This is a genomic window from Niallia sp. FSL W8-0177 (genome assembly GCF_038006285.1).
Lineage (GTDB): Bacteria > Bacillota > Bacilli > Bacillales > Cytobacillaceae > Niallia > Niallia circulans_A.
The window spans coordinates 751,632-777,789 of record NZ_JBBOUX010000001.1 but is presented as its reverse complement, the minus strand read 5'-3'; the positions used below and the strand labels follow the sequence as shown (position 1 = coordinate 777,789).

The following is a 26,158-nucleotide window of genomic DNA, read 5'->3' as shown; positions in this document are numbered from 1 at the left end:
ATTAAAACGAAATGATTACGATTTACAAGTTTTCTGCTTCTGCGAAATCATCTTGCTGATAGCTGCCAATAAAATGGATCTCTCAACTGCTGCCACTCTCCAAGAAACTCTTCTTCTGTTAATAAACATTCATCCAGTTCCTTTTTTATAAGCTCTACATTTAAATCCATTCCGATTAATACAAGTTTTGTATGTCTGTCTCCAAATTGAGGGTCCCAATTTCCGCGCAAACTAGGATTGACCTTCAAAATTTCCTCTTGCCTAACTTCTGGAAGTGCTGCAACCCAGTAAGAAATTGGCTCAATACTTACGGAAGGACCTGCCTGCGATAATAATAATGCTAAGTCATTCCTCGTCGCACACCATGCTATCCCTTTCGCCCGTACAATAGAGAGTGGCATAGAATGGCACCAATCATTGAAACGTTCTGAATGAAATGGCTTTTTGCTAGAATAAACAAACGAGCTAATTCCATATTCCTCTGTTTCTGGAGTATGCATGTTCGGACCCAAATTTAACTCTCTGAGCCAGCCTGCCGATTCACTAGCCCGGTCAAAGTCAAATAGATTCGTATCTAGTATTTCGTGCGGATCGATCGCGCAGTTCACTGTGCGAATAATTCTAGCAACTGGCTGTAATGTTCTAATTACCTTCTCTAATTTGTCCAAATCCTCCGCTTTTACTAAATCACATTTATTCAAGATGAGAACATCGCAAAATTCAATTTGATCGATTAATAAATCAGCGACATTTCTGTCATCCTCTTCTCCCACTGCCTCTTTTCGATCGAGCAAAGAGTCTCCTGACTCATAATCATGCCAAAAGCGATTTGCATCTACGACCGTTACCATTGTATCCAGCTTGCAAAACTTTGTTAGGTCAATCCCCATCTCTTTGTCAATATAAGAAAAAGTCTGGGCAACCGGGATAGGCTCACTAATACCCGAGGATTCAATTAAAATATAATCAACATCCCCTTCTATCGCCAGCCTTTCTACTTCAACAAGCAAATCTTCACGCAATGTACAGCAAATGCAGCCATTCGACATTTCCACAAGCTTCTCTTCTGTTCGGGAAAATCCGCCTACCGTTTGCACTAATTCACTATCAATATTCACTTCACTCATATCATTTACAATTACTGCAACCTTCACCCCATCTCGATTATGTAATATATGATTCAGTAAAGTCGTCTTCCCTGCCCCTAAATAGCCACTTAACACTGTAACTGGTATTTTTTTCATTTTTCCACTCCCGTTATTATTTTCTTATAAATCGTAATCATTACGATTTATATAATAAACTCATTAATAAAAAAATGCAAGGGTATCAAGGAAACGTTCTTCTGAGTTCCTTGCATTAAAATTGACCTCATTAGAATTGTCTCCTCTGATTCTCTTAATTTATCGCTAATCGAGCGACTGGTTCAAAGCCTTTAGTCTTTTTGAAATGCATTTTGTGTTTGAAAGCTTCTAAAGCATCGGAGCAGTCGATATTAGCAAAATTTAATCTATTTAGTTTGCCTTTTTCTAATTTGACAGATAGAATGGTGATTTTCTCTACATATCCGATTGCGGTATTTAAACGATTATCGACTGCATGGATATAGACCGTATGTAAGGGTAATAAAGCAAACATATCACGGGCAATTCGGATTACACAGCTGCATACGTAATCTTGTTGAATATCAAAGTACCTTCCCTTCGGCATTTGTTTTTTAGAAAGTTTCCCTGTTTTCGTTAAAGATAAGTGTTCTTTCGGAACAACATCCTCTGTATTTACTTCAAATTCAATTTCCATTACTTTCGGGTCCTCGCAGCCAAATTCAAACCCGCTTCCAAATTCCGTTAAGTCATCTAATGGAGCAAATTCCTCGATAACTTGAAAATATGTATCTATATCCCCTTCTAACACCTTTGTAGCAACCTGTACGTCTCGCTCCCAGGCAAGATATTCTTGTTTATCCTGTTCGCTTGCTGCTATCACTTCTTCTCGCAGCTTCTGTTCCGCAGCTTCTCGATTGAAGAGTTTAGAAAAAAGGCTTGGTTTATAATTTTGCAGCTTCTGCAATGCCGCTTTTTCCTTTTCTCCCATTTCTCCACTTGGAAGTTGATAAGGTGGTTCTGAACCTCTCACTTTAATCCAATTAATAGAATCATCTGCTTCTATATGAATGCTATGGATACGCTCGATCGTATTTTCATATGCCTCCACCGCAAGCCTTGCCTGCTCTAATTCATTTAGCTTTGCTATCTCTCGTTGTCTTCTATTTATATCAGTTTGTCTTTGATAGGCAGGCGATTTTCTACTTCTGCTTCCTGATCCTGAGGTACTATAGGATAATCCTGTCCCCGGAATACTTGCTGTTACTCTACTGCCTGTTCGTGAGTTCACACTGTATCTTAGTCCTTTTACACCAGCGCTTATTCCTACACTTTTTTTGCCCACATTTACACGAACACCAGGAGCTATTTTAAAACTCTTGCGAAAACCATATCCCATTCTTAACGCCCCTCTTTTTTTTTCCATATTATAACCTAATCCCGCGAAAACTTCGATTATACCTGATTAGACAATGTTGATGATTTATGCTTCCAATAGAAAGAATCCTCCTCACGCCTGAATGGGGGATTCTTCCTATCTAACTTCTAGTTATGTATAAAGATAGATAACTATCAACTAATTAAAATTCCTTTGATGATAAAGGTAAGAACAGTTTAACACCGCGCTTATTAACTGGCAGTATTTTCAAATCAGCTAGTAGATGACTTATGTATCCGCCTATACAAGTGTAAAACAATCCATTAATACCGAGCGAAGTCTCTAAATCAGCTGCAATAATTCCAAAAAAGATCACGCCTAAGATGGAGTGTGTATAACTTCGATGGGAAGTAAAAGATGCAATCATGATATAAATTCCTAGCAGAATAATCCAGCGCTCTTCTAAAGATATCCCCCCCATGAGTACAGCAATACCCGTGATTGTAAGCATATGTTTTTGTTTAATCAAAGATGCGATAAATAAAATCAGTATACCGATTCCGACACCCATCCACCTCTCTAACGCTGTTCTATCAAAGAAGCTATATAGAATCATCATTATTCCGATGACTTGGGCAGATAGCTGAATCATTTGATGAGGCAAAGTAATTTTCCCTCTAAGTTTTCCATCAATATCAAGATCGGGAATTAATCCAGACACTGCTCCTATAGAAACAAACAAGAGTGTCTCCGATGGTGTGGATTGCACCGTATGAGCAACAATAAATCCAGTCGCTGATCCAATTACAGCATGTGATGTTCCATTCAAGTTGATTACCCCTCTAACATTTAATAATTTTGCAACATTACTATTCTACACCAAAACATTTGTTCTGTTTAGACTTAATTTCGTTTACAAAAAATAGATAATGACTATTAATCTAAAAACTAGTTAATCTTCATGGTAAAATAATGGTAACCCAGAAAATTAAAGTAGGTGTATAAGAAATGTTTTTCAGAAAAATGTCTAACAGTGAAGAAGCTAATTGGCGAAAAGGGACAATAGCCGGGTTCTACGTCTATTTATTATTGTTATTTGTCAACTATACTAGTTCCCTGTTTTTCCAGAAGGAGCCTTTTAGCACAACCATCATTTTTTGGTCAGGATTGCTAGTTGCTTTCGGTTTAGATTTCATCTTAAATTTACTGTCTAGAAAAAATAATTAGTGTGTAAGTCAGCATTAATAGATTCTTTTATTCACTTATGTTACACTCACTTCAAAAGGTGGTTTTGTGCATATGCAGCAATTACTATTTGAAGCTTCCTGGGATAAACAATTAGCACCTCAGGATCGAATAAATATAGAAAAAATCTTCCGAGAAACTAAGGATTTAACAAGTTTAAACATCCTTTTCTCTCCGATCCGTGAAGCAATTAATCATAAAGAGGCATTGCTTGTGTCTGTATTGGTTCATAATTTCACAGATAGTCCACTGTCATTCCATGATACTAAATTGGCTTATTCTATTAACGGAGATATCATTGCTGAAAGAACTTTCACCCTTCCGGATTTTGTTATCCCAGCCCATACAAGTATGCCTTGGACATTTATTTTCCCTAAAGGTTCTTATCAAATGACAACTTCTTTTAAGAATGGAACAATAAAGTTCAGCTAGGTGCTAAACTATAATCATTCATACGAAATGGAGGTTAACACTAAATCGTTAGCCTCCATTTTTGTTATCCATGGGTAGCTTCTCCTAATAATACATATTTTGCTTTACTTGCAGCTTTAATTAAATCTCGTAAATCTTCTATATTCTTAAATGGTTTACTATATTGTTGAATAGGTTGAAGCACTTCACTTGTAACTATTTTTTGCACATCCTTTAAAATGTGATTTTATCTATTTATTGTTTTATTTTGTTCATAAAGGAGCACGATATACGTACCTTTAAGTGTAGCATTATTGCTCATTTTCATTTTTATCTTTTTTTATAATTTTTTTATTTATATAAAACTCTCTAATTTCATAAACCTCATGCTGGAAAACAACCTAGGAAACTCCCATTACTTTTATTTCCTAATCCTTTAGTTCTCCTATTGTTGCTTATAGACAACACTTCTCTTGACGATGAAATCAGCACACCTTGCTACTTCCCCCTCCCTCTACTTTGTTATCATTCCCTTTTTCTATCCAGCTAGCTCCATAATCATGGAAAATAAACGGCAAAAATGCTACACTTTTTTCTTCTCTTTTTCGCTTTCCTTCCCTTTATTGACTCATTTCATCCAACGTTATATTATCTTAGTGAAAATATTCACAAATAAATTCAGCTGATTATGTGAATTAAATCACAAGGGAGTGTTTAACATGTCTAAAGTAATTTCATCTAAACATGCAGCTCTATTGATAAAGGATAATGATACAATCGCAGCCAGCGGGTTTGGATTATCATGCTGGGCAGAAGAAATGGGAATTGCAATAGAAGAAGCCTTTCTCCAAAATGGTCATCCAAGAGATTTAACGGTAATTCATGCTAGTGCTGTAGGAAACCGTAAAGATAAAGGGATGAGTCATCTAGCCTATCAGGGACTAATAAAGAGATGGATTGGCGGAATTGCCTCTGCTTCTCCAGGACTTGCCAAATTAATTGAGGAAGACAAATGTGAAGCATATAATTTGCCTCAAGGTGTCATTACACAATTATATCGTGAAATTGCCGCTAAACGCCCTGGGGTTATTACCAAAGTTGGCTTAGGAACATTTGTTGATCCACGTTTAGAAGGTGGGAAAATGTCTCTTTCAACAAAAAAAGAAATCGTAAAAGTAATTGATTTAGAAGGAGAAGAATGGCTGTACTACAAAGCATTTCCCATACAAGTTGGCTTAATTAGAGGAACAGTAGCTGATGAAAATGGCAATCTTACCTTAGAAAAAGAAGGACTTCATATGGAGGTATTACCGATAGCACAAGCAGTCCGCAACTCTGGGGGGATTGTTATTGCTCAAGTAGAATCCATCGCCAAAAATGGTACATTAAATCCAAAAGATATTAAAGTTCCTGGTATTTTAGTAGATTATATCGTTGTATCCAAACCAGAAAATCACTTTCAAACCGAAAATACTTACTATAACCCAGCATTTTCTGGCCACATTAAAGTTCCAGTTAAAAATATCGAGTCTATTCCATTAGATGAGAGAAAGATCATCGCGAGACGTTCTGCCAAAGAATTAACGCCAAACTCTATCTTAAACCTTGGAGTTGGCATTCCTGTCTGCGTTTCTACTATTGCAGCCGAAGAAGGTGTAAGTGAACTACTGACATTAACAACGGAAGCGGGCTCAATTGGAGGCATTCCAGCTGGTCTTAAAGACTTTGGCCATGCCTACAATTCTGAAGCAATTCTTGACCATGATGCTCAATTTGATTTCTATGATGGAGGAGGTATTGACCTTTCTGTACTTGGATTAGCTCAAACAGATGAATTTGGTAATGTCAACGTAAGTAAATTTGGTACTAGAGTAGCAGGCTGTGGAGGTTTTATCAATATTTCACAATCAGCAAAAAAACTTGTCTTTGCTGGAACATTTACTGCAGCTGGATTAAAAATTGCAATTAATGATGGAAAACTAAAAATTCTTCAAGAAGGCAAGGTGAAAAAATTCATAAAGAAAGTACAACAAGTAACTTTTAGCGGTTGGTATGCTGCACAGACTAATCAACCTGTCTTATATGTGACAGAACGAGCTGTTTTCGAGTTAATAGATGGAAAAGTGACGTTAACTGAAATTGCTCCAGGAGTGGATTTAGAAAGAAATATCCTCCATCAAATGGAATTTACTCCTGTCATTTCTCCAGATTTAAAAGAAATGGATAAGGAAATGTTCTTAGAACATTGGGGGGAATTACATTCCATTTTAAATCAAAAACAGCTAGTTAGGACTATATAGGAGGATTAGCTATGCATACTAATATCAACAGGTGGAGTGTTTTAACTGCATCCACTTTAATCAATATATGTGTTGGTGCCGTCTATGCTTTCAGTGTATTCGCATTACCATTAACAGAAAAATTCCATGCTAGTATGTCTACTATTATGATTGCTTTCACCATCAATGCAGCTATTTCTCCTATTCCTATGATCATTGGTGGAAAACTTGTAGACAAAGGCGGGGCTAAAAAAGCCATTATTATCGGAGGCTTAATGTTTGGGTTTGGATTTGTTTTTTCCGGACTTGCAGCAACTCCATGGGTACTATATATTACTTACGGTTTATTGGCTGGTATTGGTCAAGGAATTGTTTACTCGGCAACGATTGGAAACACAGTCAAGCTATTTCCAGACAAAAGAGGTTTAGGAACAGGGATTGTAACAGCTGGTTATGGAGGAGGAACAATTATTATCGCACCTATAGCTAATGCCCTCATTACAACCTACGATGTTCAATTTGCATTAATAACCATTGGAATCTCTTTCTTAATAATAATCATGGCCTGCAGCTTCTTCTTTCAAGTTTGTCCTAATAATTATTTACCTGATGGATGGACGATTCCTGGGAATAAAAACGAAAATAAGAAAAACCGGGCATAGCCCGGTCCTTTTCATGGTTAGAGAATATCCGATAATTTGTACTCTATGCCATGTACCCCTTTATAATACTCAGGATACATTTCACCCCCACATTTTTCACATGCAAACATAGGAGGAGTTGTCGGATCTCCATCATCCATTAAATCGAAATCCCTTACCACGTTAATAGGAATCTCTTCTTTCTCATGACACGCCAAACAAACATAGCTGACGCTCTGTTGCTTGGACTGGTTTAGGCTTATGTTTTTCTTCTTTTTCTTTCCCTTTTTGCGGGTTTTTGATACCGGTGAGATCGTTAATCATCCTTTCTAAATAAGCTCTTGTAGTTTTGCATAAGGCTACCTTTATTTCTAATTTACCATTTTCAAGGCAGACTTCTCCCTTGTATTCATAGTAACATTCACACCTCTGACAAACGAGAGGGTCTTTCTTGCCACTGGCTACTATTCTTTCACGCCACGTCTGGCGACGTAAGGTTTTCTTAACTTTTACAACCCAACGTCTTGCTTTTTGTTGCCAAGTACTCAACACTTTTTTACACAAGTTTTTTGATCTTCTTGAATACATACCGTAATGCCGAATAGTTTTAAATTGCTCGTCTGGGATATGGCGAATTAAACGTGAAATAAATTCTTCGACACTTACGGTTTCGGATTTGTCTTTTCCGTCAGTTTTATCCTTATATTTGAACGTAACGAATTGCCCATCATATGCCTCAATCCGATTGATTCCAATCGCTGGTCGACGAATATAACGGCCAATATAACGAAGTTGTTCTTTTATTTTTCCCCTCTGTTTAGGTGCATACACATAGAAGCCTTCGCCATTATTGGTGAACGCCTTTTGAAGTCTTGGTTGGATTCTTTTCTTTTCTCTTGGTGAAACTCCGTTTCTAATTAATTTTAATACGACCGTTTGCCATTGTTTACGAAGCATCGTAAATGGCAAGAAATCATACTGCTTCCATTCTCCTTTTTCTGTTAATCCACCCATTGTAACTAACATATGTACGTGAGGATTGAAGTTGACCCTTGAACCAAAAGTGTGGAGTCCAGCAATAATCCCAGGTGTTACCTTTGCTTTCTTTTTGAAGAAGTCAGTAAGTAGTCTTGCAGAAGCATCCATTAAATCTTTTAATAGATGTCGGTGAAGGAGAAATACATCTCTTAGTCCTTCATCAATCGTAAAAATTACGTGCCGATGATTAACCTGAAGAACATCTTCAGTAAGTAACCTACTCCATTCTTCACTTTCTCCAACAGAGCACGTGGTACAAAATCGACCTTTACATCGGTAAGGAACCTTTCGCACATCATGACAACCTTCACACACAAATAACTTAAATCCATTTTTGATATCCCCACAATCTCGAAATTTCTCAACCTCCTTAATTACGATAGGGCGGATTTTAGCACCGTGTTTTCTTTTGAAAGCTTCCCAATGTTGGTGTTTATCAAAAAATATTCTTCTCAATATATTGGTCTCCATAAAATGAAAATACCACAGCTTAAATGACTGTGGTAGACCCAAATTTTTATACTTTCTTATCTTTTAAAAAAGCCAGTGTTCAAATAAATTGGAGAGAAATGATTAAAAAACCTATTTTTTATATTATTGCTAGTATGTTCATGATTGGAGCATTATCAGGAATGATGGTAACCTCCAATGCATCAGTTATTGCTCAAAGTATGTTTGGGCTATCTGCTGCTAGTGCAGCCCTTTTCGTGAGCTTATACTCACTTAGCAACTGTTTTGGACGTATTTTTTGGGGAGCAATCTCTGATAAATTAGGACGTACTATCTGTTTAATGTTAATTTATATTGTCATCGCCTCCATGCTTTTAACCATTGCATTATCAACATCAGTAATTGGTTTTGCTGTTGCTATTATCGGAATCGGATTATGCTTTGGCGGCACAATGGGGATTTTCCCTTCCATTGTCGGCGAAAAATTTGGAATGAAATTTTATGGTGTTAATTATGGGGTTACCTTTATTGGCTATTCTGCAGCAGCCTTTTTTGGGCCAAGAATCGCCAATACTGTTGCAGAATTAAATAATGGAGATTTTACAAACGCATTTTATATTGCATTAATCATTTCATTAGTTGGATTGATATTAACATTTATATATAAATCAATGGAGAATAAACAGCCTAAAACAATTACAAGTTCTACTAAAATAGTATAAATATAATAACCTTGGGAGGAGAAAAAAAATGAGTATTACAAAATTATTAGATATTAAATATCCAATTTTTCAAGGGGGAATGGCACAAATTGCTTTTGCACCATTAGCTGGAGCAGTCTCAAACGCAGGCGGATTAGGAATTATTGCTTCTGGTGGTCTATCCGCAGACGCTTTACGGGAAGAAATTCGAAAAACAAAAGAAATTACCACCAACCCATTTGCTGTAAATTTGATGTTGATGATGAATAATATTCCTGAATTAATCGATGTTATTATTGAAGAAGGAGTAAAAATTGTCACAACAGGAGCTGGGACACCAGCCCCTTACATGTCGCTTTTTAAAGAGAATGGCATAAAAGTTATCCCGGTTGTTCCTTCTGTGAAAATCGCAAAAAAATGGAAGCATTAGGAGCAGACGCTATTGTAGCTGAAGGTACCGAAGCTGGAGGTCATGTTGGAGAGACTACCACTATGGCTTTATTACCTCAAGTAGTAAGCGCTGTTTCTATTCCCGTTATTGGAGCAGGAGGTATCGCTGACGGAAGAGGAATTGTGGCTGCGTTTGCATTGGGAGCACAAGGTATACAGATCGGTACACGTTTCTTAGCTACTTATGAATGTCCTGTTCATGAAAATGTAAAAAAAGCAGTGCTTGATGCAATAGATACGAGTACAACAGTAACAGGCAGAAGTTTAGGCGGACCTGTTAGAAGTATTAAAAACAGTATGATTGATGAATACCTAAAACTAGAACAGCAGCATGCCTCAAGAGATGACTTAGAAAAATTGTCATTAGGCTCGTTAAGAAAAGCAGTTTTTGAGGGCGATATTGATAGAGGGTCTGTTATGGCTGGCCAAATTTGTGGCTTATGTAATGAACTTACTACAGTAGAAGAAATGATTACAACACTGTTCATAGAAGCAGAGGAAGTACAAAGAAAGCTAGCAAATCTATCTTTTCCCGCTAAAGAAACAGTTAATAATTAAATGACCGAGAAACAGTCAAGAACGGAGCACTATTTGGCTGTTTCCATTCTGCTAATTTGTTCCATTTTCAAAGAACCCTTCCTGCTCATCTATCTATTTTTTTCCTTAAAATAGACATAATTAGGACGAGCACATACTATGTAGCCCCTTATAATTAGAAGGTGTAAGTAGTTTTTATACAAAGGGGATGGAAATCATTGATGACTGAAAAAACAATGCAACCATTTATTGATTCACCCTCCAGTTTATTTGTTACGGACGGTTCAGGAAACATTTTAATTTCTAATGAATTTACTGCTCTAACATTAGGAATGTCACTAGAAGAGCTATTGCAGCTAAATGTACAGGACTTAGTTAAAGCAGGATATTATAAACATTCCATTACAATGGAGGCCATTCAAACAAAACAAAAAGTATGCAAAACAATTAAAACCAATAGAGGGTTTAATATTAGATCCACTGCAACACCCCTCTTATATAAAAGTGGTGAAGTGCAATTAGTTGTAACCACTTCCAATAATATCAAAATAGAAAATCAGCAAACCTTCATTGAAGTTGATTCCGTTAATAAAATGGAAGAACAAGAGAAAAAAAGAGAACAGCAAAAATTAGTAGTAGAAAGTTTAGCTATGAAGCAAATAATGAAAGTATGTAGAAAGATTTCTCATTACAATAGTAAAATACTTATCTATGGCGAATCTGGTACTGGAAAAGAAGTCATAGCAAAATATATTCATCAACATAGCGACCGAGCAGATGGGCCATTTATTACAATTAATTGTGCAGCTATTCCGCATTCTTTATTTGAATATGAGCTATTTGGATATGAAAAAGGTGTGCTAGCTGGTGTATTTGACGAAAAAAAAGGGATGATAGAGGAAGCAAATAATGGCTATTTATTTTTAGATGAAATTTCCGAAATACCTTTAGAAATGCAAGCAAAACTATTAAGAGTACTAGAGGAAAACGAACTGCGCCGCATTGGTGGAACAAAGCAAATCCCTATCAACTGTAGGGTAATTACTGCTACTAATTGTGATTTATGGGGCCTTGTGCAACAGAATAAATTTAGAGAGGACTTGTACTATCGAATTAATGTCATTCCTATTTATATTCCCCCACTTCGGCATCGAAAGCCAGATTTAGTTGGGTTACTCTCTTACTTTTTGCAGAATATTAATGATAATTATGGTACTAATTATCGCTTTAAAGCAGAGGAATTTGAATACATGCTTCATCAAGAGTGGCCAGGAAATGCAAGAGAACTAAGAAACTATATTGAACGATTGGTTTTAACAGAACAAACTGTGATGAGAGAAAAGGAAGAACAAGTAACGGATTGGTTTACTCTTGATTACTTTATTAAAAGCAATATGAGCAAACTATCTCAACTAAAAGATTACACTGCTATTACAGAAGGACGATATATTCAACAAATGATAGAAATATGCAATAATAATAGCACAGAAGCAGCAAAAAAGTTAGGGATTGACCGGTCCGTAATTTATCGTAAACTAAAGAAGATGGAAAAAGTATTAAAAGATTTATAATCAAACGAGGCTCCATCAGTGCCGTTAAGAATATGGTAAAATCCCTTTATATTCAGTTGCCTCTAATTGTATGCGACAACTATTCCCTCCTATAAGTAAAATAAGCAATAAAAAAAGCTATCTTCTTATCAGATAGCTTTTTGTGATATTTTTCACATAAACAAGTAAATTTAAGCCTCTTTTTTAAAAGATTTAACCACTGCTTGTGTCTTCTCCGAAATATGATACCAATAGGCAGCTCCTACAAAAACAGCTCCACCGATAATATTTCCAATTGTAACTGGCAGTAAATTAGCAATTAGTCCGCCAATCGATACAGTTTCAGGATGAGGAATGATAAGTGCAATAGACAATAAGGTCATATTGGCGACACTATGTTCAAACCCTGATGTAATAAAGGCAAACAGACACCAAAAGATCATAATTAATTTCGCTGTTTCATCCTTTAATTTTACGGAACACCAAACAGCTAAACAAACGAGAATATTACAGAGAATCCCTCGAATCAATAATTCCATAAAAGGAGCATTCATTTTCGCTGCCGCTCCGTTTGTTATAAAATCCGCTAACCCTCCAACTGCCAAACCAGAATAGCTAAATAATAATGCTACGAGAATAGAACCGATAAAGTTACCGATATAACTGTATCCCCATACTTTCCCAGTATCCTTCCATGTGACTTTCTTCTCCAGCATGCCTATTGTCATTACCATATTATTACCGGTAAATAAGTCAGCCCCTGCCATAATAACTAAACTCAATGCAATCCCAAAGGAGACTCCCATGACAATTTTGGTACCTGCAAAACCGGTCGCACCAAGTAAGCCGCCAATAGTAAAAATAAGAATAATTCCTAATCCAACAAAAAAACCCGCAAGCATCGAACCAACTAAATACTTCTTTTTACTTGCAGTTAAAGCATTGCTTTTCATTAATGCCGTATTACTAAATGCAGTAATAACCTCTTTCATAACGACACTCCTCTACCTTTTTATTTTATATTGTAAGGCTCATGAATTGCTCTTCCATTCTTTCTAGCAAAACTTCCTTCATCAACTGGTCGTATTTTAACGGCTGACAAAGAATCACTTCTTTGTCGCTGCTTTCTATCGTGCTTTCCATTCTTTTTAATAACCTTCCTGTAAAAAGTAAATACGGGACAATATAAATCTTGTTATATGCTAATTGAAGCTTTTGTAGTTCCTCCTCAAACTCTGGCTTCCCTGCTGTTAAAAATGCAGGGTATACAGAGCAAGCTAATTTTTGTTGTATATGCTCACTTATTTCCTTCAGCTTTCCAATTGGTTCGGGATCACTGCTGCCTCTCCCGACTATTAGAATTCCCCCATCATAATCCCATCCTTGTTCATTGATTCTTTTCATAACTAAGTTCAGCATTTTTGGATGGACATCAAATGGTTTAGAAACAGAAAATCGTACATCTGGAAACCTTTCTTTCACTGCCAGTAATTCTTCTGGTATATCTCTTTTAAAATGAGCTGCTGCAAACAATAGAACAGGTACGACGAGAATATCCCTTGCTCCAGCCCAAATTACTTTTTCCATCGTTTCCTCAATAGAAGGTGACGTTAGTTCTAAAAAAGCAATTTCTTGAACAGGGATATTTATTTCTTTTTTTACTGCTTCAATAAATGCGATGAATTGTTTATTACCTTCGATTATGCGGCTGCCATGGCCAATATACACAACTGCATCCATCAGCTCTCACACTTCCATTCCTGATTATCTAATACTTGCTGTACCTGTTCATCTATATGATTAAATCCCTGCTTAACAACATACTCCTGCACCGATTGGCCGATTGCCGCAAATGACAGTTCCATTGGATTCTGTGTGCTAAATTTACGCCATTCTTGTAAAAATAAATCAACAGACCGTTTATTTGGAAAAATAACCGTTTCCCATTGGTCTTCTGTCAACAAGCGTTCATTTACTTCTTGAAAACGTTCATCTATTTCAATCATATGGCTAGGAAGTGCTAGTAAATTATCGGAGAAGGCTTGTTTCTCGATTGCTTGTTCATTTCCTATTAAAATAGCACTTCTTTTGTCATACGATGCCTTTAGACTGTGTATGCCCCTTTTTTCTAATTCCTTGCGTGTTTTATCAGACAGATGTTCTATTTGTCGAGGAAGATCCCGCACATCATAATTTGCTTTAAATAGCTGAGTAAACACAAGCTCTACTCCTTCTACAGAAGCAAAAATCAGTCTTTCTGCATTTACTATCAATTGTATCTCCTCCGCTGTATAGGAGTGCGCGTTAGATTTGATAGTGGGGAAGGCATAAGCCTCTGCACCATGTTTAGAAAAATATCTTTCTAGTACACTTTCTTCTGATAAGCTTTTTGCAATCAATAGCTTCTTTTGATAAAAGGATTTTTTCTCGAACCATGCAATAGACGATCTTAACTGGACAACATCACCAATTATTGTTAATGCTGGGTTTCCAAGCTTTGCTTCCTTTACCCTTTCTACTATTGTTTCTAAGGTCCCTTCGACTACTCGTTGTTTTCCTAGAGTGGCCCACTCAATAACAGCTACTTTCGTGTCACTAGACTTACCTTGAGCTATTAAGCTTTCACAAATTCCCGGTAAGCCTTTCACCCCCATATAATAAGCAAGTGTATCTCCTATCGCTTCTTGCTTAGGCTTATGATGAATGACCGCTTCATTTTTCTTACAAGCATGCCCTGTTCGTATCGTAAAGCTAGTACTATAATCTCGATGTGTTACCGGAATGCCGGCATAAGCACTTGCTGCAATGCTTGACGTCACTCCGGGTACTATTTCAAAAGGAATATCATATGCTGCTATTGCTTCTGCTTCTTCCCCGACTCTTCCAAAAACAGAAGGATCTCCTCCTTTTAACCGCACAACATACTTTCCTTTTAAAGCTTCTGCTACTAAAGTTTCGTTAATCTTTTCTTGTCTCATAATATGATTATTGGGCAGCTTTCCACAATAGATAAACACACAATCTCTGCTTGTAAAACGCAATAAGCGTGGATTGGCAAGTCGATCATACAAGACAACATCTGCTTTTTTTAAACATTCTCTCCCCTTAGTTGTAATTAAACCAATATCCCCAGGCCCTGCTCCCACAAATGCTACATACCCCTTGTTCGTATCCATCTCTTACACCATTATATAAATATAGTCATCTTTTATTTGTGTTTCATAAACCTCTACACAGCCATTATCCGGTTTTTGAACTTCGCCTGTGACTAAAGAAATTTTCCAATCATGCAATGGACAGAAAACAAATTCGCCTGATACAATTCCTTCTGCCAATGGACCATTTTGATGGGGACAGTTATTCGCAATAGCTCTAACCTCTCCATTAGAAAGATGAAATAAAGCAATTGATTTTCCTTTTAAATGAACCTCTTTACCAATTTGTTTAGGTAAATCAGCTAGTTTCATAATCTTATTCCATTCTAAAGTTGCCGTCATCATGTATTCCCTCCATTTTTGTTCTATAGCTATTAGCCTTTTATCACTTCATACATTTCTCTCTTCATTTGGTCGTTTAAAACAGTAGACCAAGCTTCTTCGTATGTTGTTTTTGCACGCTCAAATCTGCTTACAAACTGTTTCATATTTCTAGCATTTAGTAGTGTTTCTTTCACTGTTTCAATCCCCATACGTTCCACCCATGGAGCCGTTCTTTCTCCATAGTTCGCATTTTCACGATAATATTGAACAAATGCCTTGGCCATTGTAATTACTTCTTCTTCTGTTTGAACTGTTGTTAAGCTATCGCATTCACGTACTTCTGTTCCGCCATTTCCACCAATATACAACTGATAGCCATTTTCTACGCAAATAACACCAAAGTCTTTTGTCAATACTTCTGCACAGTTTCTTGGACATCCTGTTACTCCCATTTTCATTTTATGCGGAGTGTCGACCATTTCTAGTTCTTGTTCTAACTTAATGCCAAGTCCCAATGAATCTTGGGTGCCGAAGCGGCAAAATCTTGACCCAACACATGATTTTACGTTACGAAGAGATTTAGAATAAGCATAACCAGAACGCATTCCTAGCTCTTCCCAAACATGTGGGACATCTTCTTTCTTCACACCATATAATCCAATCCGGCTTGCCCCGGTAATTTTCACTAATGGCACATTGTATTTTTTCGCTACCTCTCCGATTTTCACTAAATCCTCTGCAGTAGTTGTTCCGCCATACATACGAGGAATGATGGAGAATGTCCCATCTTTTTGAATATTCCCTTCCATTTTCTCATTAACAAATCTTGATGCCTTATCGTCCTCGTACTCTTCTGGGAACAGCATACGCATATAATAGTTTAACGCTGGGCGGCATTTTGAACAGCCTTCTTCACTTGCAAAACCAAGCACCATTCTAACTTCTTTTGGAGATTTAAGCTGCATTTCTTTTATTTGTGCTACTACTTCATCACGAGTAAGTGTTGTACAGCTGCACATCCCTGTTTTTTGAATGGATGCATCAAAGCTGTCACCAAGTGTATGCGCTAAAATCCCTTCAACTAGTGGTTTACATTTACCACAAGATGCTCCTGCCTTTGTACATCCTTTTACTTCTTCAAAAGTAGTTAATCCCTGCTCTAGGATAGAATGAACGATAGTACCTTTTGTTACCCCATTACATCCACATACAGTGTCATCTGCACTCATGCTTGCTACTAAATCTTCTTCTGCGTCCTCCCCGCTCTTGCTTAATACAGAGGAACTTGTATACTCACTAATATCTGCTTGTTTCTTCAACATATTAAATAGCCGAGTTCCATCGGAAGCATCTCCGTATAAGACAATTCCAACAATTTTGTTGTCTGTTACTAAAATCTTTTTATATACTTTTGCAAATTGGTCATGAACAATAATTGCTTCCGTATTTTCATCCTCATGGATTTTCCCTCCTGAAAATAAGTCACACCCTGCTACTTTCAATTGAGTAGAAAGAATTGATCCTTGATATCCTTTTCCTTCTTTGCCTGTTATATAATCGGCAAGAGCCATTCCTTGTTCATATAGAGGAGCAACTAATCCATAGGCAATTCCATTATGCTCTGCACATTCCCCTACTGCAAAGATGGATGGATCAGATGTAACCATATGATCATTCACAATGATCGCGCGATTTACTTCTAATCCTGCCTCACGGGCAATTGCTACATTTGGTCTAATACCAACAGCCATTACGACAAGATCACAATCAACTGTTGTTCCATCTGTAAATTTCAATCCTTGAACTCGTTTATCTCCATATATCTCTGCCGTCTGTTTTTCCATTAAGAACTTCATACCTTGTGCTTCTAAATCTTTTCTAAGAAGATTTGCTGCTGCTGCATCTAATTGCTGCTCCATTAAAGTTGGCAATAAGTGAACAACATGAACTTCCATTCCACGATCTATTAATCCTCTTGCAGCTTCTAATCCTAGTAATCCTCCGCCGATAACAACCGCTTTTTTATAAGTCTTTGCTGTTTCCAGCATTTTTTCCGTATCGTCAATGGTTCTGAATCCAATTACACCTTCTAAATCACTTCCAGATATCGGTAAAATAAAGGCACTAGATCCTGTTGCAAGGATAAGTTCATCATATTCTATCGCTTTTCCTTTATCCGTAAGGACCGCTTTCTCTTCTCGATCAATCTTTATTGCTTTTTCGCCTGTTAAAAGATGAATATGATTCTCTTGATACCAATTCCAGTCATTAATATTAATATCATTTACTGTTGTTTTTCCTTGCAAAACATTTGAAAGCATAATCCGATTATAGTTTGGATATGGCTCATCCCCAATAATCGTTATGTCAAAAAGGTCAGCATTTCTCTTCAATATTTCTTCAATCGTCCGAACTCCTGCCATTCCATTTCCAATCATCACTAATCTCTTTTTCATTTTTCGTCCCTCCAAGACTTATCTAGTAAGGTGATTTGTTTGTGAAATAAATCACATAAAAATCCATAATAAACAATTCGTAAATAATTTTCGTATGTCCTCTTATCACTATGCTAATGAGAATAGTCATATCCCTAAATTTTCCTTCTTGAAGATAAACTCTATTGGAGTATGGATTTTTTCAACATAGTGTTCAAAAGAAATAATTAAAATACATCTTTTGCAGTTTCATTATATATTCTTTTATGGGCAAAAACGGAGGGTAAATTTGACGATTCCATGAACATCTTTTGTCATTTTTATGTCTAGCAGAAAAGTACAAAGTAAATTTAAACTAAAAAAAGAAGGACAAACCTGCAAATATATGCAGGTTCATTCCTTCCTAGCGATTCTCACCATTTGATTCAATTACTTCTTTATACCAATAAAAGCTCTTCTTCTTGATTCGACGAAGGTCATGTGTTCCCTCTTCATGCTGATTGATATAGACAAAACCATATCGTTTTTGGAAGCCATTCAGCCAGCTTAACAGATCTGTAAATGACCACACACAATATCCTAGCAGATCTACACCATCCGTAATAGCTTCTTGCATCGCATTTATATGGGATCGAATAAAATCAATACGGTAATCATCATTGATAATATCGCCTTCTTCTAGTTTATCAAAAGCACCTAAGCCATTTTCACTAATAAGAATAGGAAGCTGGTATCTATTTGTAATCCTGCGAAGAGCGATCCGTAATCCTTGTGGATCAATATTCCAATCCCAATCCGTTCTTTCTAAGTTTGGATTTTCTACTGTTTTAAACACTCCAGGAATTCCTGAATCCTGCGAAGTTCCTTTTTTACCAGAAGTGTTCATTTCAGCACTGCCTACTCCACCTTCTAGAGGATTTTTCTCAAAGGTCGTTGTTTGATAATAGTTAAGTCCCATGAAATCAGGAGTGCCTTCTCGTAATAATTCAAAATCTCCCTCTTCAACCTCTGGAGTCAATCCATTTGCTTCTAAATAGTTCCATGCAGCTTCTGGATATCTTCCCCATGCATACATATCCATCCACCAATGACTATTTAATTCTTCCGCATTCTCTGCTGCAATAATATCTTCTGGCTTTGAAGTTAAAGCATATGCAGGAGAGTAAGCAAAGCTTGGTCCAATTTTCCCACTTGGAACATATTGGCGGAAAGCCTTAATAACACTCGCATTTGCTAAATTCGCATGATGGTTCACTTGATAGAATCGTTTTTCATCTGTTACTCCAGGTGGATGTACAGCCATGCGATAGCCTAAACCAGTGAAAATATTTTGTTCATTTAAACTTACCCAATATTTCACTCGATCTCCAAATTGCTTGAATAATTCGATACTATAATTCGTAAAATCCTCAATAATTTGGCGCGATTCCCACCCACCATATTCATCTTGCAGTGCTTGCGGAAGATCCCAATGATAAAGAGTTAGCACTGGCTCAATTTTATATTTAATTAATTCATCAATTAAATCATTATAAAAATCAATTCCCGCTTGATTTACCTCTCCTTTTCCATTCGGAAAAATTCGCGTCCAAGCAACCGAAAATCGGTATGCCTTCATTCCCATTTCAGCCATTAACTGTACATCTTCTTTATAACGATGATAATGATCTACCGCTACATCCCCATTTGTACCTTTAAATGTTTTTCCCGGTATTCTAACAAACGTATCCCAAATGGATACTCCCTTGCCATCCTCATTCCATGCACCTTCTACTTGATAAGCTGCCGATGCAGCACCCCAAAGGAAGTTACTAGGGAACGCTTTCAAAGATTGGTGAATCATTTGGCTACACTCCTTATTCGATAGACTTAACATTAATTATTTAACTATACATATTCTACTATCAAAGGTATAGTTGATTATAAAATAAGTATATACATATAATTATATTTTGGCAACTTTTGTATATTAAATAATTATGACAGTTAAAGGGGAATAGACATTCAAATGAATACCAGCAAAATGCTTTACTTAAAAATATATATTCTGAGATTTCGATTGAACTCAAATCCCCAAATAATTTCCACTATAAAAATTTCTTTGTCCAAAAAAGAAATCTATGACATACTATAATAAATCTGACTATTAAGAAAATTAAGGAGGAGAAATAGATGATAGAAAGACTTTACTGGTTACCTACAGGAAAGCTAACGCTTGATCATTCGTCTTTAAACCAAAAATTAGTACCTGGTAAGCTTTTAACCTTACAAATATGGTCCTATCTCCTAGAAACAAAGGAGGGCCCAATTATTATTGACACAGGAATGCCAGAATCATTTATTGAAAATCCAAGTTACTTTGATGATACCCCATATGAAGGTTTATTTTTACCAAATATGAGAAAGGAAGATCATATACTTGCTGTTTTAGATAATATTGGTTATAAACCGAATGACATTCAAGCGATCATTTCATCTCATCTACATATGGATCATGCAGGTGGAAATCCTCTGTTTCCTAAAACACCTATATTTGTTCAACAAGCAGAGCTGGATGTTGCTATTGGAAACGAAAATTATGCTCCACCAGAGTGTACTCAAGATAACTTAAATTATAAAGCCATTCAAGGTGATTATGAACTCATGCCAGGGATTCAACTTCTCTTTACTCCTGGCCATACACCAGGACACCAATCAATTCTCGTTACAACGAAACAATCTGGCCCTATTTTATTGACGATTGATTTAGCATATACGAGAGAAAACTACGAAGATGATATTCCATTTGCTACATTTGATCAACAACTAGCCAGTGAATCGATTAGAAAAATAAAAAGACTTATGGCTGAAGTATGCCCTAGCCACATTTTTTATGGTCATGATTTGAGTCAAGCAACTACACAGAAGACTTACCCTGATTTTTCTTAAAGATAAACAAAGTTTTTTATCGAAAGAAATAAAAAGAAAGGATGCCGAGATCAAAACGGCATCCTTTCTTTTACCTTCCTAATAATTTCTTCTCTTATCCTAAAAAAGCATAACAGTAAAACAGCAATTTTCTATTCTATTTCAACTTTGCTTATATAATCAATCCGTTTGTGCAGCATAATGAAATTTGCCATGTTATCCTCCTGCAATTACATTCCCTTTCATGCAAAAACCGACCATAAAAACTTTTAATTTCCCTTTCCCCCTATTTGGGCAAAACTTTCTTTTGTGACACCTAAGTTAATTTCTTTTGGATTTTCTTTCTCTTTTCTCTTACTAAGGCTTGGACGTTTAAAGATTACACCAACTTTTACTTGCTGGACCTCTTTTACTCCTTGGACAATCAACTGCATGGCAAATATAGTAATAATAATTGGCACGAGTATATATAAGAACCAGTATCTCCCTGCCCCGATTGCTTCTCTGCCAACCTGTCCTATTAACCCCGACCATTCATAGGTAATTGATTTAGGGTTATCTTCAAACATCATACCCATCGATGATTTCGTACCACCAAAGAAATAATCAAACATCCCTAAGTGCATAAAGATTAACATTACTTGGATGAATTGCTGTCCGAATAGAATCGTAAGCCTTGGGCCTATATGGGGGAGAATATGGCGAATAAATATTTTAAATTTGCCACCTCCCAATACCCTTGCACTTTCAATAAACTCATACTCTAATACTCGATTGATTTCTTTCCCGAGTAAGATAGTCGTTAATGGGATAACTAACAGCGTTAAAATGATTGTTTCTAAAATAACTCTTTCCGTAAAGGAATATGTAAATGTACCGTCAATTCCAGGTAATAAAATTGGCGTCAATAAAATAAAGGCGATTATACTCAATGGCATAAAGTGAATGGAATCTACCATTTTGGCTAGAAATTGCTGAAAGGAATGTTTTAAATAAAAAGAGTAAACCACACCAAGCAATAATCCACCTATCACACGCAAAAAGGCAATAAGTAAGCCAAAAATTAATGTATACTTAGCCCCAACCACTATTTGATCAAAGATGCTCTCTCCACTTTTATCGGATCCAAAGAAATAGGGCTCTGTTGGAGCGAATGGTGGTGCTGCTAGCAATGTGGATCCATCTTCGGCATAAAGTAAGTTCTGTTGCTCTACATAATCATTAGTAATTACAGAATAAATAAGACTATACCCTATTGTAAGAACAAAAAATAAGCTACCTAATGCAAATTTCCAATTTTTCATATGTAATCCGATACTTTGCGCTAACCATTTTATTGGTGGAATGATCGAAAACTTTCCCCAATTAAACTGCTGCAAACTCTCTTTTAGATCCATCCGTCTTATTTTTAGCGATAATCGTAAATTAGGTATGTTCCATTTCTGTTTCCATGATCCTCTCTTCACTTCTCGCGCCTTTTCTTCTTTCTTTATTACAAACATGTCTACTATTTGAAAAATAATAAAAAAAGGTGTGAAGATTAATAACAAAGAAACAGTGACAGTAATTGGCGTAAAGTTTGCTCTTAGAAAATAAGTAAGTCCATGAACATTAAACAATTGCTCGATAACAAATTGACTAGACAATAACCCCCAAATAATAATCTTCATGTGGTGAAAAGAGACGGGAATAATATTACGAATAATATGCTTGCATAGGATTGGCAAATCATGTATCCCTTTGCTTTTTGCAAACGTAACATACGTTTTTAAATATTCTTCTTCCATCATGAGAAGAAGTATTTTGAACAAAGAAACAGCCGGTACAATAGATAGCGTAAGAATAGGACCTAAATAAGCTTTTTCTGAATATGTAGCTACTTGGAAAATTTCCACACCTGTCGTTTTAAAGATAAAGAGAACAAATGCTTGAAGTAGTGTAGCGACAATGATATCTGGAACGGACTCGGCGAAATCTAGGATTCTTTTCATCGGCTGTAGAAGAAAGTTTGGTAGAAAAAAAGCAAAAAGAGCTAAAATGCAAGCAATACCAAACCCTAACAAAATCGCTCCACCTAGAATCTTCATTGAATAGATGAATGCTGGCAATAGAACATCAAAAATTGGCGTTTCTGCTCCTTTTAAAGAGTATACCCATTTATCCATTTGGAAAAATTCGTCAGTTAAAAAAGATACAAACATAGAAAGATAACTTTCCCCTTCTGAAAACATTTTCATTTGAAAATATTGGGGTAAAACGCTTAATGCTAGTATTGCTATTACACCAAGTAAATAATAGATAATTAGTTTCGCAAATTTTTTCATCGCTCCCTTCATTCTCCCCCTTTTCATTTACTTTAATATTTGTACTATTCTCAAATTATATGGATATATCGTTTGTTTTTCAACCCTATTTTTTCCAATTTAATAAAGTTTGCTAGACGAGGGCAGATTGGAATGAATGATATAAACTTTTTTCCATAAAAAAGAGCCAACTTCTAGCAGAAGTTCACTCTTAGTCCTAACTCTTGATTATTTATTTTCCTATGGCAGCTCCATCACTTCTTGGGTCGACACCACCATATAAAAATCCTTGTTCATCGATCAAAATAGCATTTGCATGCCCCATAATTCCGTCAAATGCTTCTACTCGGTTTACGATATGACCAGCCTTTTGCAGCTTTTCCAAAACATTTGCCGAAACACGGTTTTCTATTTTTAGCTCTTCGGTTTTTTCTCCCCATGTACGCCCCCATACAAACCGTGGCTCACTTATTGCTATTTGGGGATCAAGTCCATAGTCAAGCATTCTCGTAATCATCAAAGTTTGTGTCTGCGGCTGCCCTTCCCCGCCTTGTGTACCATACAACACATATGGTTTGTTCTCTTTAAAAGCCATGGCAGGCATCAAAGTATGGAATGTCCGCTTATTTGGCTCCAATGTATTAACATGATCAGGATCAAGAGAGAAAAATGAGCCTCTATTTTGCATAGTAATCCCCGTATCTCCCGCAACCACACCAGAACCAAATTCAAAATATAGGCTTTGAATAAACGAAACAGCATTCCCATCTTTATCCACAACGGCGGCATGAGCTGTATCGCTTCCAACAGGGCGCGAACTATAATCTGTTGTATATTCTAAGGAGATGGAATCCGCCATCTCCTTAGAATACTTTTTGCTTAATAACTGCTCTAATGGAATTTTATGAAATGTCGGATCTGTCAGATGCTCATTCCGATCTTGAAAGCTTCTTTTCACTGCTTCTATTATTAGCTGATAATATTCATAGGATTCATACGGAATGGATGAAAAATCGAAATTTTCTAATATATTTAAAATCATGAGTCCCACAAAGCCTTGTGAATTGGGACGAGCCTGATACATAGTATAAGAGCGATAGGTACTAGTGAGCGGTTCACTCCATTCCCCTTTATGAGCGGCAAAATCTGCTATTGTTAAATAGCTTCCTTTTTTCTTCAAACCTGAAATAATTCTATAGGCCAGTTCTCCTTTATAAAAATCATCTCTTCCTTTTGCTCCTAATTGTTTTAACGTGTTCGCTAAATTCTTTTGCACAAACCGAGAAAATTTTTCAGGAACCTTTCCATCTGGCAGAAAAACAGCAGCAGTTTCTTCTATACTTCTTAAAAGCTCCTCATTTTTTATCGTATTTTCATATTGATCATTAGATAAAGGAAAACCCTTTTCTGCATATTCAATAGCAGGCTGTAAGACTTCTGCAAGAGTCATACTTCCATATTCTTTTAAGATAGCATCCCAGCTATCCACCATGCCAGGAACAGTTAGAACACTTTCGATTCCTCGAAAAGGAATGCTCTCTTTTCCCTTAAACATTTCTCTTGTAACAGCCGCTCCTGACTTCCCACTTCCATTATAAGTACGCACTTTCCCTGTCTTTTCCTTATAAGTCAGCCAAAAAGAATCTCCACCAAGACCAGTCATATGCGGATATACTACAGCTAAGCAAGCACTCACAGCAACAGCAGCATCAAATGCATTGCCTCCCTTTTGGAGAATTTGTTCACCTGCTTGTGAAGCCAAATAATGTGGACTTACAATCATTGATTCTGTGCCTACTATTACTTTATTCAACTTACTATTTCCTCCTTAAGTCCAACATTAATCGCTGCTTTATTGTCTTCTTTCCCTTTATCGCTTGTAAATATAAACAATATGGCACCAATAATTAATAACCCGCCGGCTAGATAAAATCCGAATTCTAGACTGCCAGTTTTATCAGCGAAATACCCCGTAATATATGGCGCAAATATAGAAGAAAGCATCCCGCTAAAGTTAAAGAACCCATAAACTCTTGAATACATCGACTTCGGTGTAATATCTGCCATATACGAAATTAATACTGGATCCAGCGCTAATTTTCCAAGCAAACCATATAAACATAATCCGACAATCAGCAAGGAATAATTGTCTGTATAAGGAATAGCAAATTGACAAATTGCTCCAGCTAATGCCAATGTTATAATTAACGGCTTTTTACTTTTAATGCGATCAGATAAGAAACCAAATAGAATGGCACCTGGAATGGAAGCCCAAGGCACTAAAGAAGAGATAATCCCCGTTTGAGATGCTTCAATACCTCTTGCTGTTTGTAAGTAATAAGGAAGCCATGTTAGCATACCGAAAAATCCATATAAGGAACAAAAGATTAAGATATATACAAAAATATGATTTTTAGTGAAAATTTTCTTCATCTCGACTTTTTCATATTCAGATTCTACTTTCTTCTCCTTATGTGAATTATCACGAACAAATATGCCTATTAAAATAGCAACCAAAACGGTAGGGATGGCAAAAACATAAAACGGAAACTGCCAGCCTTTATTTAATGTGTAGGTAAAATAACTGGATGACATAAATCCTAACGAAATACCAAAAGCCATGCCACTATTAATAATAGCTGAGACTAAGCCGCGATATTTCTTTGGGGTTATCGTAGAAGAGATACCATACTGTGAACCATAATAAGTGCCTTCTCCTAACCCAGTAATTGCTCTCATGATTAAAAACATTGCAAACGTAGTAGATGCACCACTTAAATATGTACCAACGCCAAAAACGATAAAGCCAATTACTAACACCTTTACTCGCCCAAATTTATCTGCTAAAAAGCCAGTAGGGATTTGCATAAAAGCATAGGCAGCAAAAAACACAGTAGCCATTAATCCTAATTCGGTTTGGTTTAAGTTCCATTCTTCTCCAATACTTCCCATGACTGGTGATAGAATATTACGATCTGCATACATAAATACCCAACCTAAAAAGAATAAAAAGATAACAAGTACAGGATGTGATTTTTTCATATTGTAATCCCCTTTTCTGAATGTTGGGACAATTGTAACATGAGTAAAAAAATAAATTATGCTTCTTGTCAGAAAATCTAACACATTTTTTCAATAAGAAAAATTTTTCAAGTAAAACCTTTCAGATTGTTGTAATAATAATAGCAATCTATTTCATAAAGTTCTCATTAAGGTCTTATAGGTTTCCAAACGAAAATGAAACCAATTTC

General features: G+C 36.3%; 22 protein-coding genes and 1 pseudogene. 8 read left to right on the top strand and 15 right to left on the bottom strand.

The window, feature by feature from the left end:
• Positions 1 to 47 precede the first annotated feature (47 nt).
• The 3 genes from NST77_RS03715 to NST77_RS03705 form a co-directional block, all read right to left on the bottom strand.
• Positions 48 to 1,244 carry a GTP-binding protein gene (locus NST77_RS03715; protein WP_341122745.1) on the bottom strand — a complete coding sequence of 399 codons (1,197 nt, stop codon included), beginning with the start codon at positions 1,242 to 1,244 and terminating at the stop codon, positions 48 to 50.
• Positions 1,245 to 1,398: 154 nt separating this feature from the next.
• Positions 1,399 to 2,529 carry a DUF4236 domain-containing protein gene (locus NST77_RS03710; protein WP_341122744.1) on the bottom strand — a complete coding sequence of 377 codons (1,131 nt, stop codon included), beginning with the start codon at positions 2,527 to 2,529 and terminating at the stop codon, positions 1,399 to 1,401.
• A gap of 154 nt (positions 2,530 to 2,683) precedes the next feature.
• A complete protein-coding gene (locus NST77_RS03705) occupies positions 2,684 to 3,310 on the bottom strand; it encodes a metal-dependent hydrolase (protein ID WP_095332265.1) in 627 nt (208 codons plus the stop codon).
• 194 nt (positions 3,311 to 3,504) lie between these two features.
• On the opposite strand from NST77_RS03705, the gene NST77_RS03700 reads away from it, so the two are divergent.
• Together NST77_RS03700 and NST77_RS03695 are read left to right on the top strand one after the other, a co-directional pair.
• Positions 3,505 to 3,708 (top strand): hypothetical protein, encoded by a 204-nt coding sequence (locus NST77_RS03700; RefSeq protein WP_341122743.1) that lies wholly within the window; start codon positions 3,505 to 3,507, stop codon positions 3,706 to 3,708.
• 72 nt (positions 3,709 to 3,780) lie between these two features.
• Complete coding sequence (locus NST77_RS03695; RefSeq protein WP_095332261.1) at positions 3,781 to 4,158, top strand: SLAP domain-containing protein; 378 nt, start codon at positions 3,781 to 3,783, stop codon at positions 4,156 to 4,158.
• Between the two features lie 64 nt (positions 4,159 to 4,222).
• Here NST77_RS03695 and NST77_RS03690 read toward each other — a convergent pair whose 3' ends face one another.
• Positions 4,223 to 4,366 carry a hypothetical protein gene (locus NST77_RS03690; protein WP_164463598.1) on the bottom strand — a complete coding sequence of 48 codons (144 nt, stop codon included), beginning with the start codon at positions 4,364 to 4,366 and terminating at the stop codon, positions 4,223 to 4,225.
• 490 nt (positions 4,367 to 4,856) lie between these two features.
• Here NST77_RS03690 and NST77_RS03685 point away from each other — a divergent pair, with 490 nt between their 5' ends.
• Together NST77_RS03685 and NST77_RS03680 are read left to right on the top strand one after the other, a co-directional pair.
• Entirely contained in the window at positions 4,857 to 6,437 is a 1,581-nt protein-coding gene (locus NST77_RS03685) for an acyl CoA:acetate/3-ketoacid CoA transferase (protein ID WP_341122742.1), read from the top strand.
• An 11-nt stretch (positions 6,438 to 6,448) separates the two neighbouring features.
• Positions 6,449 to 7,078, top strand: a complete 630-nt coding sequence (locus NST77_RS03680) for an MFS transporter (protein ID WP_341122741.1) — start codon at positions 6,449 to 6,451, stop codon at positions 7,076 to 7,078.
• 17 nt (positions 7,079 to 7,095) lie between these two features.
• Here NST77_RS03680 and NST77_RS03675 read toward each other — a convergent pair whose 3' ends face one another.
• Positions 7,096 to 7,239 carry a hypothetical protein gene (locus NST77_RS03675; protein WP_341122616.1) on the bottom strand — a complete coding sequence of 48 codons (144 nt, stop codon included), beginning with the start codon at positions 7,237 to 7,239 and terminating at the stop codon, positions 7,096 to 7,098.
• A gap of 22 nt (positions 7,240 to 7,261) precedes the next feature.
• Positions 7,262 to 8,566, bottom strand: coding sequence for an IS91 family transposase (locus NST77_RS03670; protein WP_083967595.1), 1,305 nt, complete (start codon positions 8,564 to 8,566; stop codon positions 7,262 to 7,264).
• 23 nt (positions 8,567 to 8,589) lie between these two features.
• On the opposite strand from NST77_RS03670, the gene NST77_RS03665 reads away from it, so the two are divergent.
• From NST77_RS03665 to NST77_RS03655, 3 genes and pseudogenes are all read left to right on the top strand, one after another.
• Positions 8,590 to 9,267 (top strand): MFS transporter, encoded by a 678-nt coding sequence (locus tag NST77_RS03665; RefSeq protein WP_445668902.1) that lies wholly within the window; start codon positions 8,590 to 8,592, stop codon positions 9,265 to 9,267.
• Positions 9,268 to 9,295: 28 nt separating this feature from the next.
• Positions 9,296 to 10,254 (top strand): annotated as a pseudogene (locus NST77_RS03660) (DUF561 domain-containing protein).
• 200 nt (positions 10,255 to 10,454) lie between these two features.
• Positions 10,455 to 11,804 (top strand): sigma-54 interaction domain-containing protein, encoded by a 1,350-nt coding sequence (locus NST77_RS03655; protein WP_095332253.1) that lies wholly within the window; start codon positions 10,455 to 10,457, stop codon positions 11,802 to 11,804.
• A gap of 170 nt (positions 11,805 to 11,974) precedes the next feature.
• Here NST77_RS03655 and NST77_RS03650 read toward each other — a convergent pair whose 3' ends face one another.
• The 6 genes from NST77_RS03650 to NST77_RS03625 all read right to left on the bottom strand — a co-directional run bounded on the left by NST77_RS03650 (position 11,975) and on the right by NST77_RS03625 (position 19,540).
• On the bottom strand, positions 11,975 to 12,775 hold the full coding sequence (locus tag NST77_RS03650) for a formate/nitrite transporter family protein (RefSeq protein WP_341122740.1): 801 nt from the start codon (positions 12,773 to 12,775) through the stop codon (positions 11,975 to 11,977).
• Positions 12,776 to 12,800: 25 nt separating this feature from the next.
• Positions 12,801 to 13,523 carry a sirohydrochlorin chelatase gene (locus NST77_RS03645; RefSeq protein ID WP_171509474.1) on the bottom strand — a complete coding sequence of 241 codons (723 nt, stop codon included), beginning with the start codon at positions 13,521 to 13,523 and terminating at the stop codon, positions 12,801 to 12,803.
• The gene (cobA, locus tag NST77_RS03640) at positions 13,523 to 14,959 is read right to left on the bottom strand and encodes a uroporphyrinogen-III C-methyltransferase (protein ID WP_303981777.1); all 1,437 of its coding nucleotides are present in this window, start codon (positions 14,957 to 14,959) and stop codon (positions 13,523 to 13,525) included. Before cobA ends, NST77_RS03645 begins: the two co-directional genes overlap by 1 nt.
• 3 nt (positions 14,960 to 14,962) lie before the next feature.
• Positions 14,963 to 15,280 (bottom strand): nitrite reductase small subunit NirD, encoded by a 318-nt coding sequence (gene nirD / locus NST77_RS03635; protein ID WP_095332329.1) that lies wholly within the window; start codon positions 15,278 to 15,280, stop codon positions 14,963 to 14,965.
• 32 nt (positions 15,281 to 15,312) lie between these two features.
• Positions 15,313 to 17,718: a nitrite reductase large subunit NirB gene (gene nirB / locus NST77_RS03630; protein ID WP_341122739.1), complete on the bottom strand. Its 2,406-nt coding sequence runs from the start codon at positions 17,716 to 17,718 to the stop codon at positions 15,313 to 15,315.
• 382 nt (positions 17,719 to 18,100) lie between these two features.
• Positions 18,101 to 19,540 carry a glycoside hydrolase family 1 protein gene (locus tag NST77_RS03625; RefSeq protein ID WP_095332243.1) on the bottom strand — a complete coding sequence of 480 codons (1,440 nt, stop codon included), beginning with the start codon at positions 19,538 to 19,540 and terminating at the stop codon, positions 18,101 to 18,103.
• A 329-nt stretch (positions 19,541 to 19,869) separates the two neighbouring features.
• Here NST77_RS03625 and aiiA point away from each other — a divergent pair, with 329 nt between their 5' ends.
• Complete coding sequence (gene aiiA / locus NST77_RS03620) at positions 19,870 to 20,625, top strand: quorum-quenching N-acyl homoserine lactonase AiiA (RefSeq protein WP_095332241.1); 756 nt, start codon at positions 19,870 to 19,872, stop codon at positions 20,623 to 20,625.
• A 248-nt stretch (positions 20,626 to 20,873) separates the two neighbouring features.
• Here the strand turns inward: aiiA and NST77_RS03615 are convergent, their stop codons facing one another.
• From NST77_RS03615 to NST77_RS03605, 3 genes are all read right to left on the bottom strand, one after another.
• On the bottom strand, positions 20,874 to 22,928 hold the full coding sequence (locus tag NST77_RS03615; protein WP_095332327.1) for an ABC transporter permease subunit: 2,055 nt from the start codon (positions 22,926 to 22,928) through the stop codon (positions 20,874 to 20,876).
• A 211-nt stretch (positions 22,929 to 23,139) separates the two neighbouring features.
• Entirely contained in the window at positions 23,140 to 24,720 is a 1,581-nt protein-coding gene (gene ggt / locus NST77_RS03610) for a gamma-glutamyltransferase (protein ID WP_095332239.1), read from the bottom strand.
• Positions 24,717 to 25,949 carry an MFS transporter gene (locus NST77_RS03605; RefSeq protein ID WP_095332237.1) on the bottom strand — a complete coding sequence of 411 codons (1,233 nt, stop codon included), beginning with the start codon at positions 25,947 to 25,949 and terminating at the stop codon, positions 24,717 to 24,719. Before NST77_RS03605 ends, ggt begins: the two co-directional genes overlap by 4 nt.
• Positions 25,950 to 26,158: the final 209 nt, after the last annotated feature.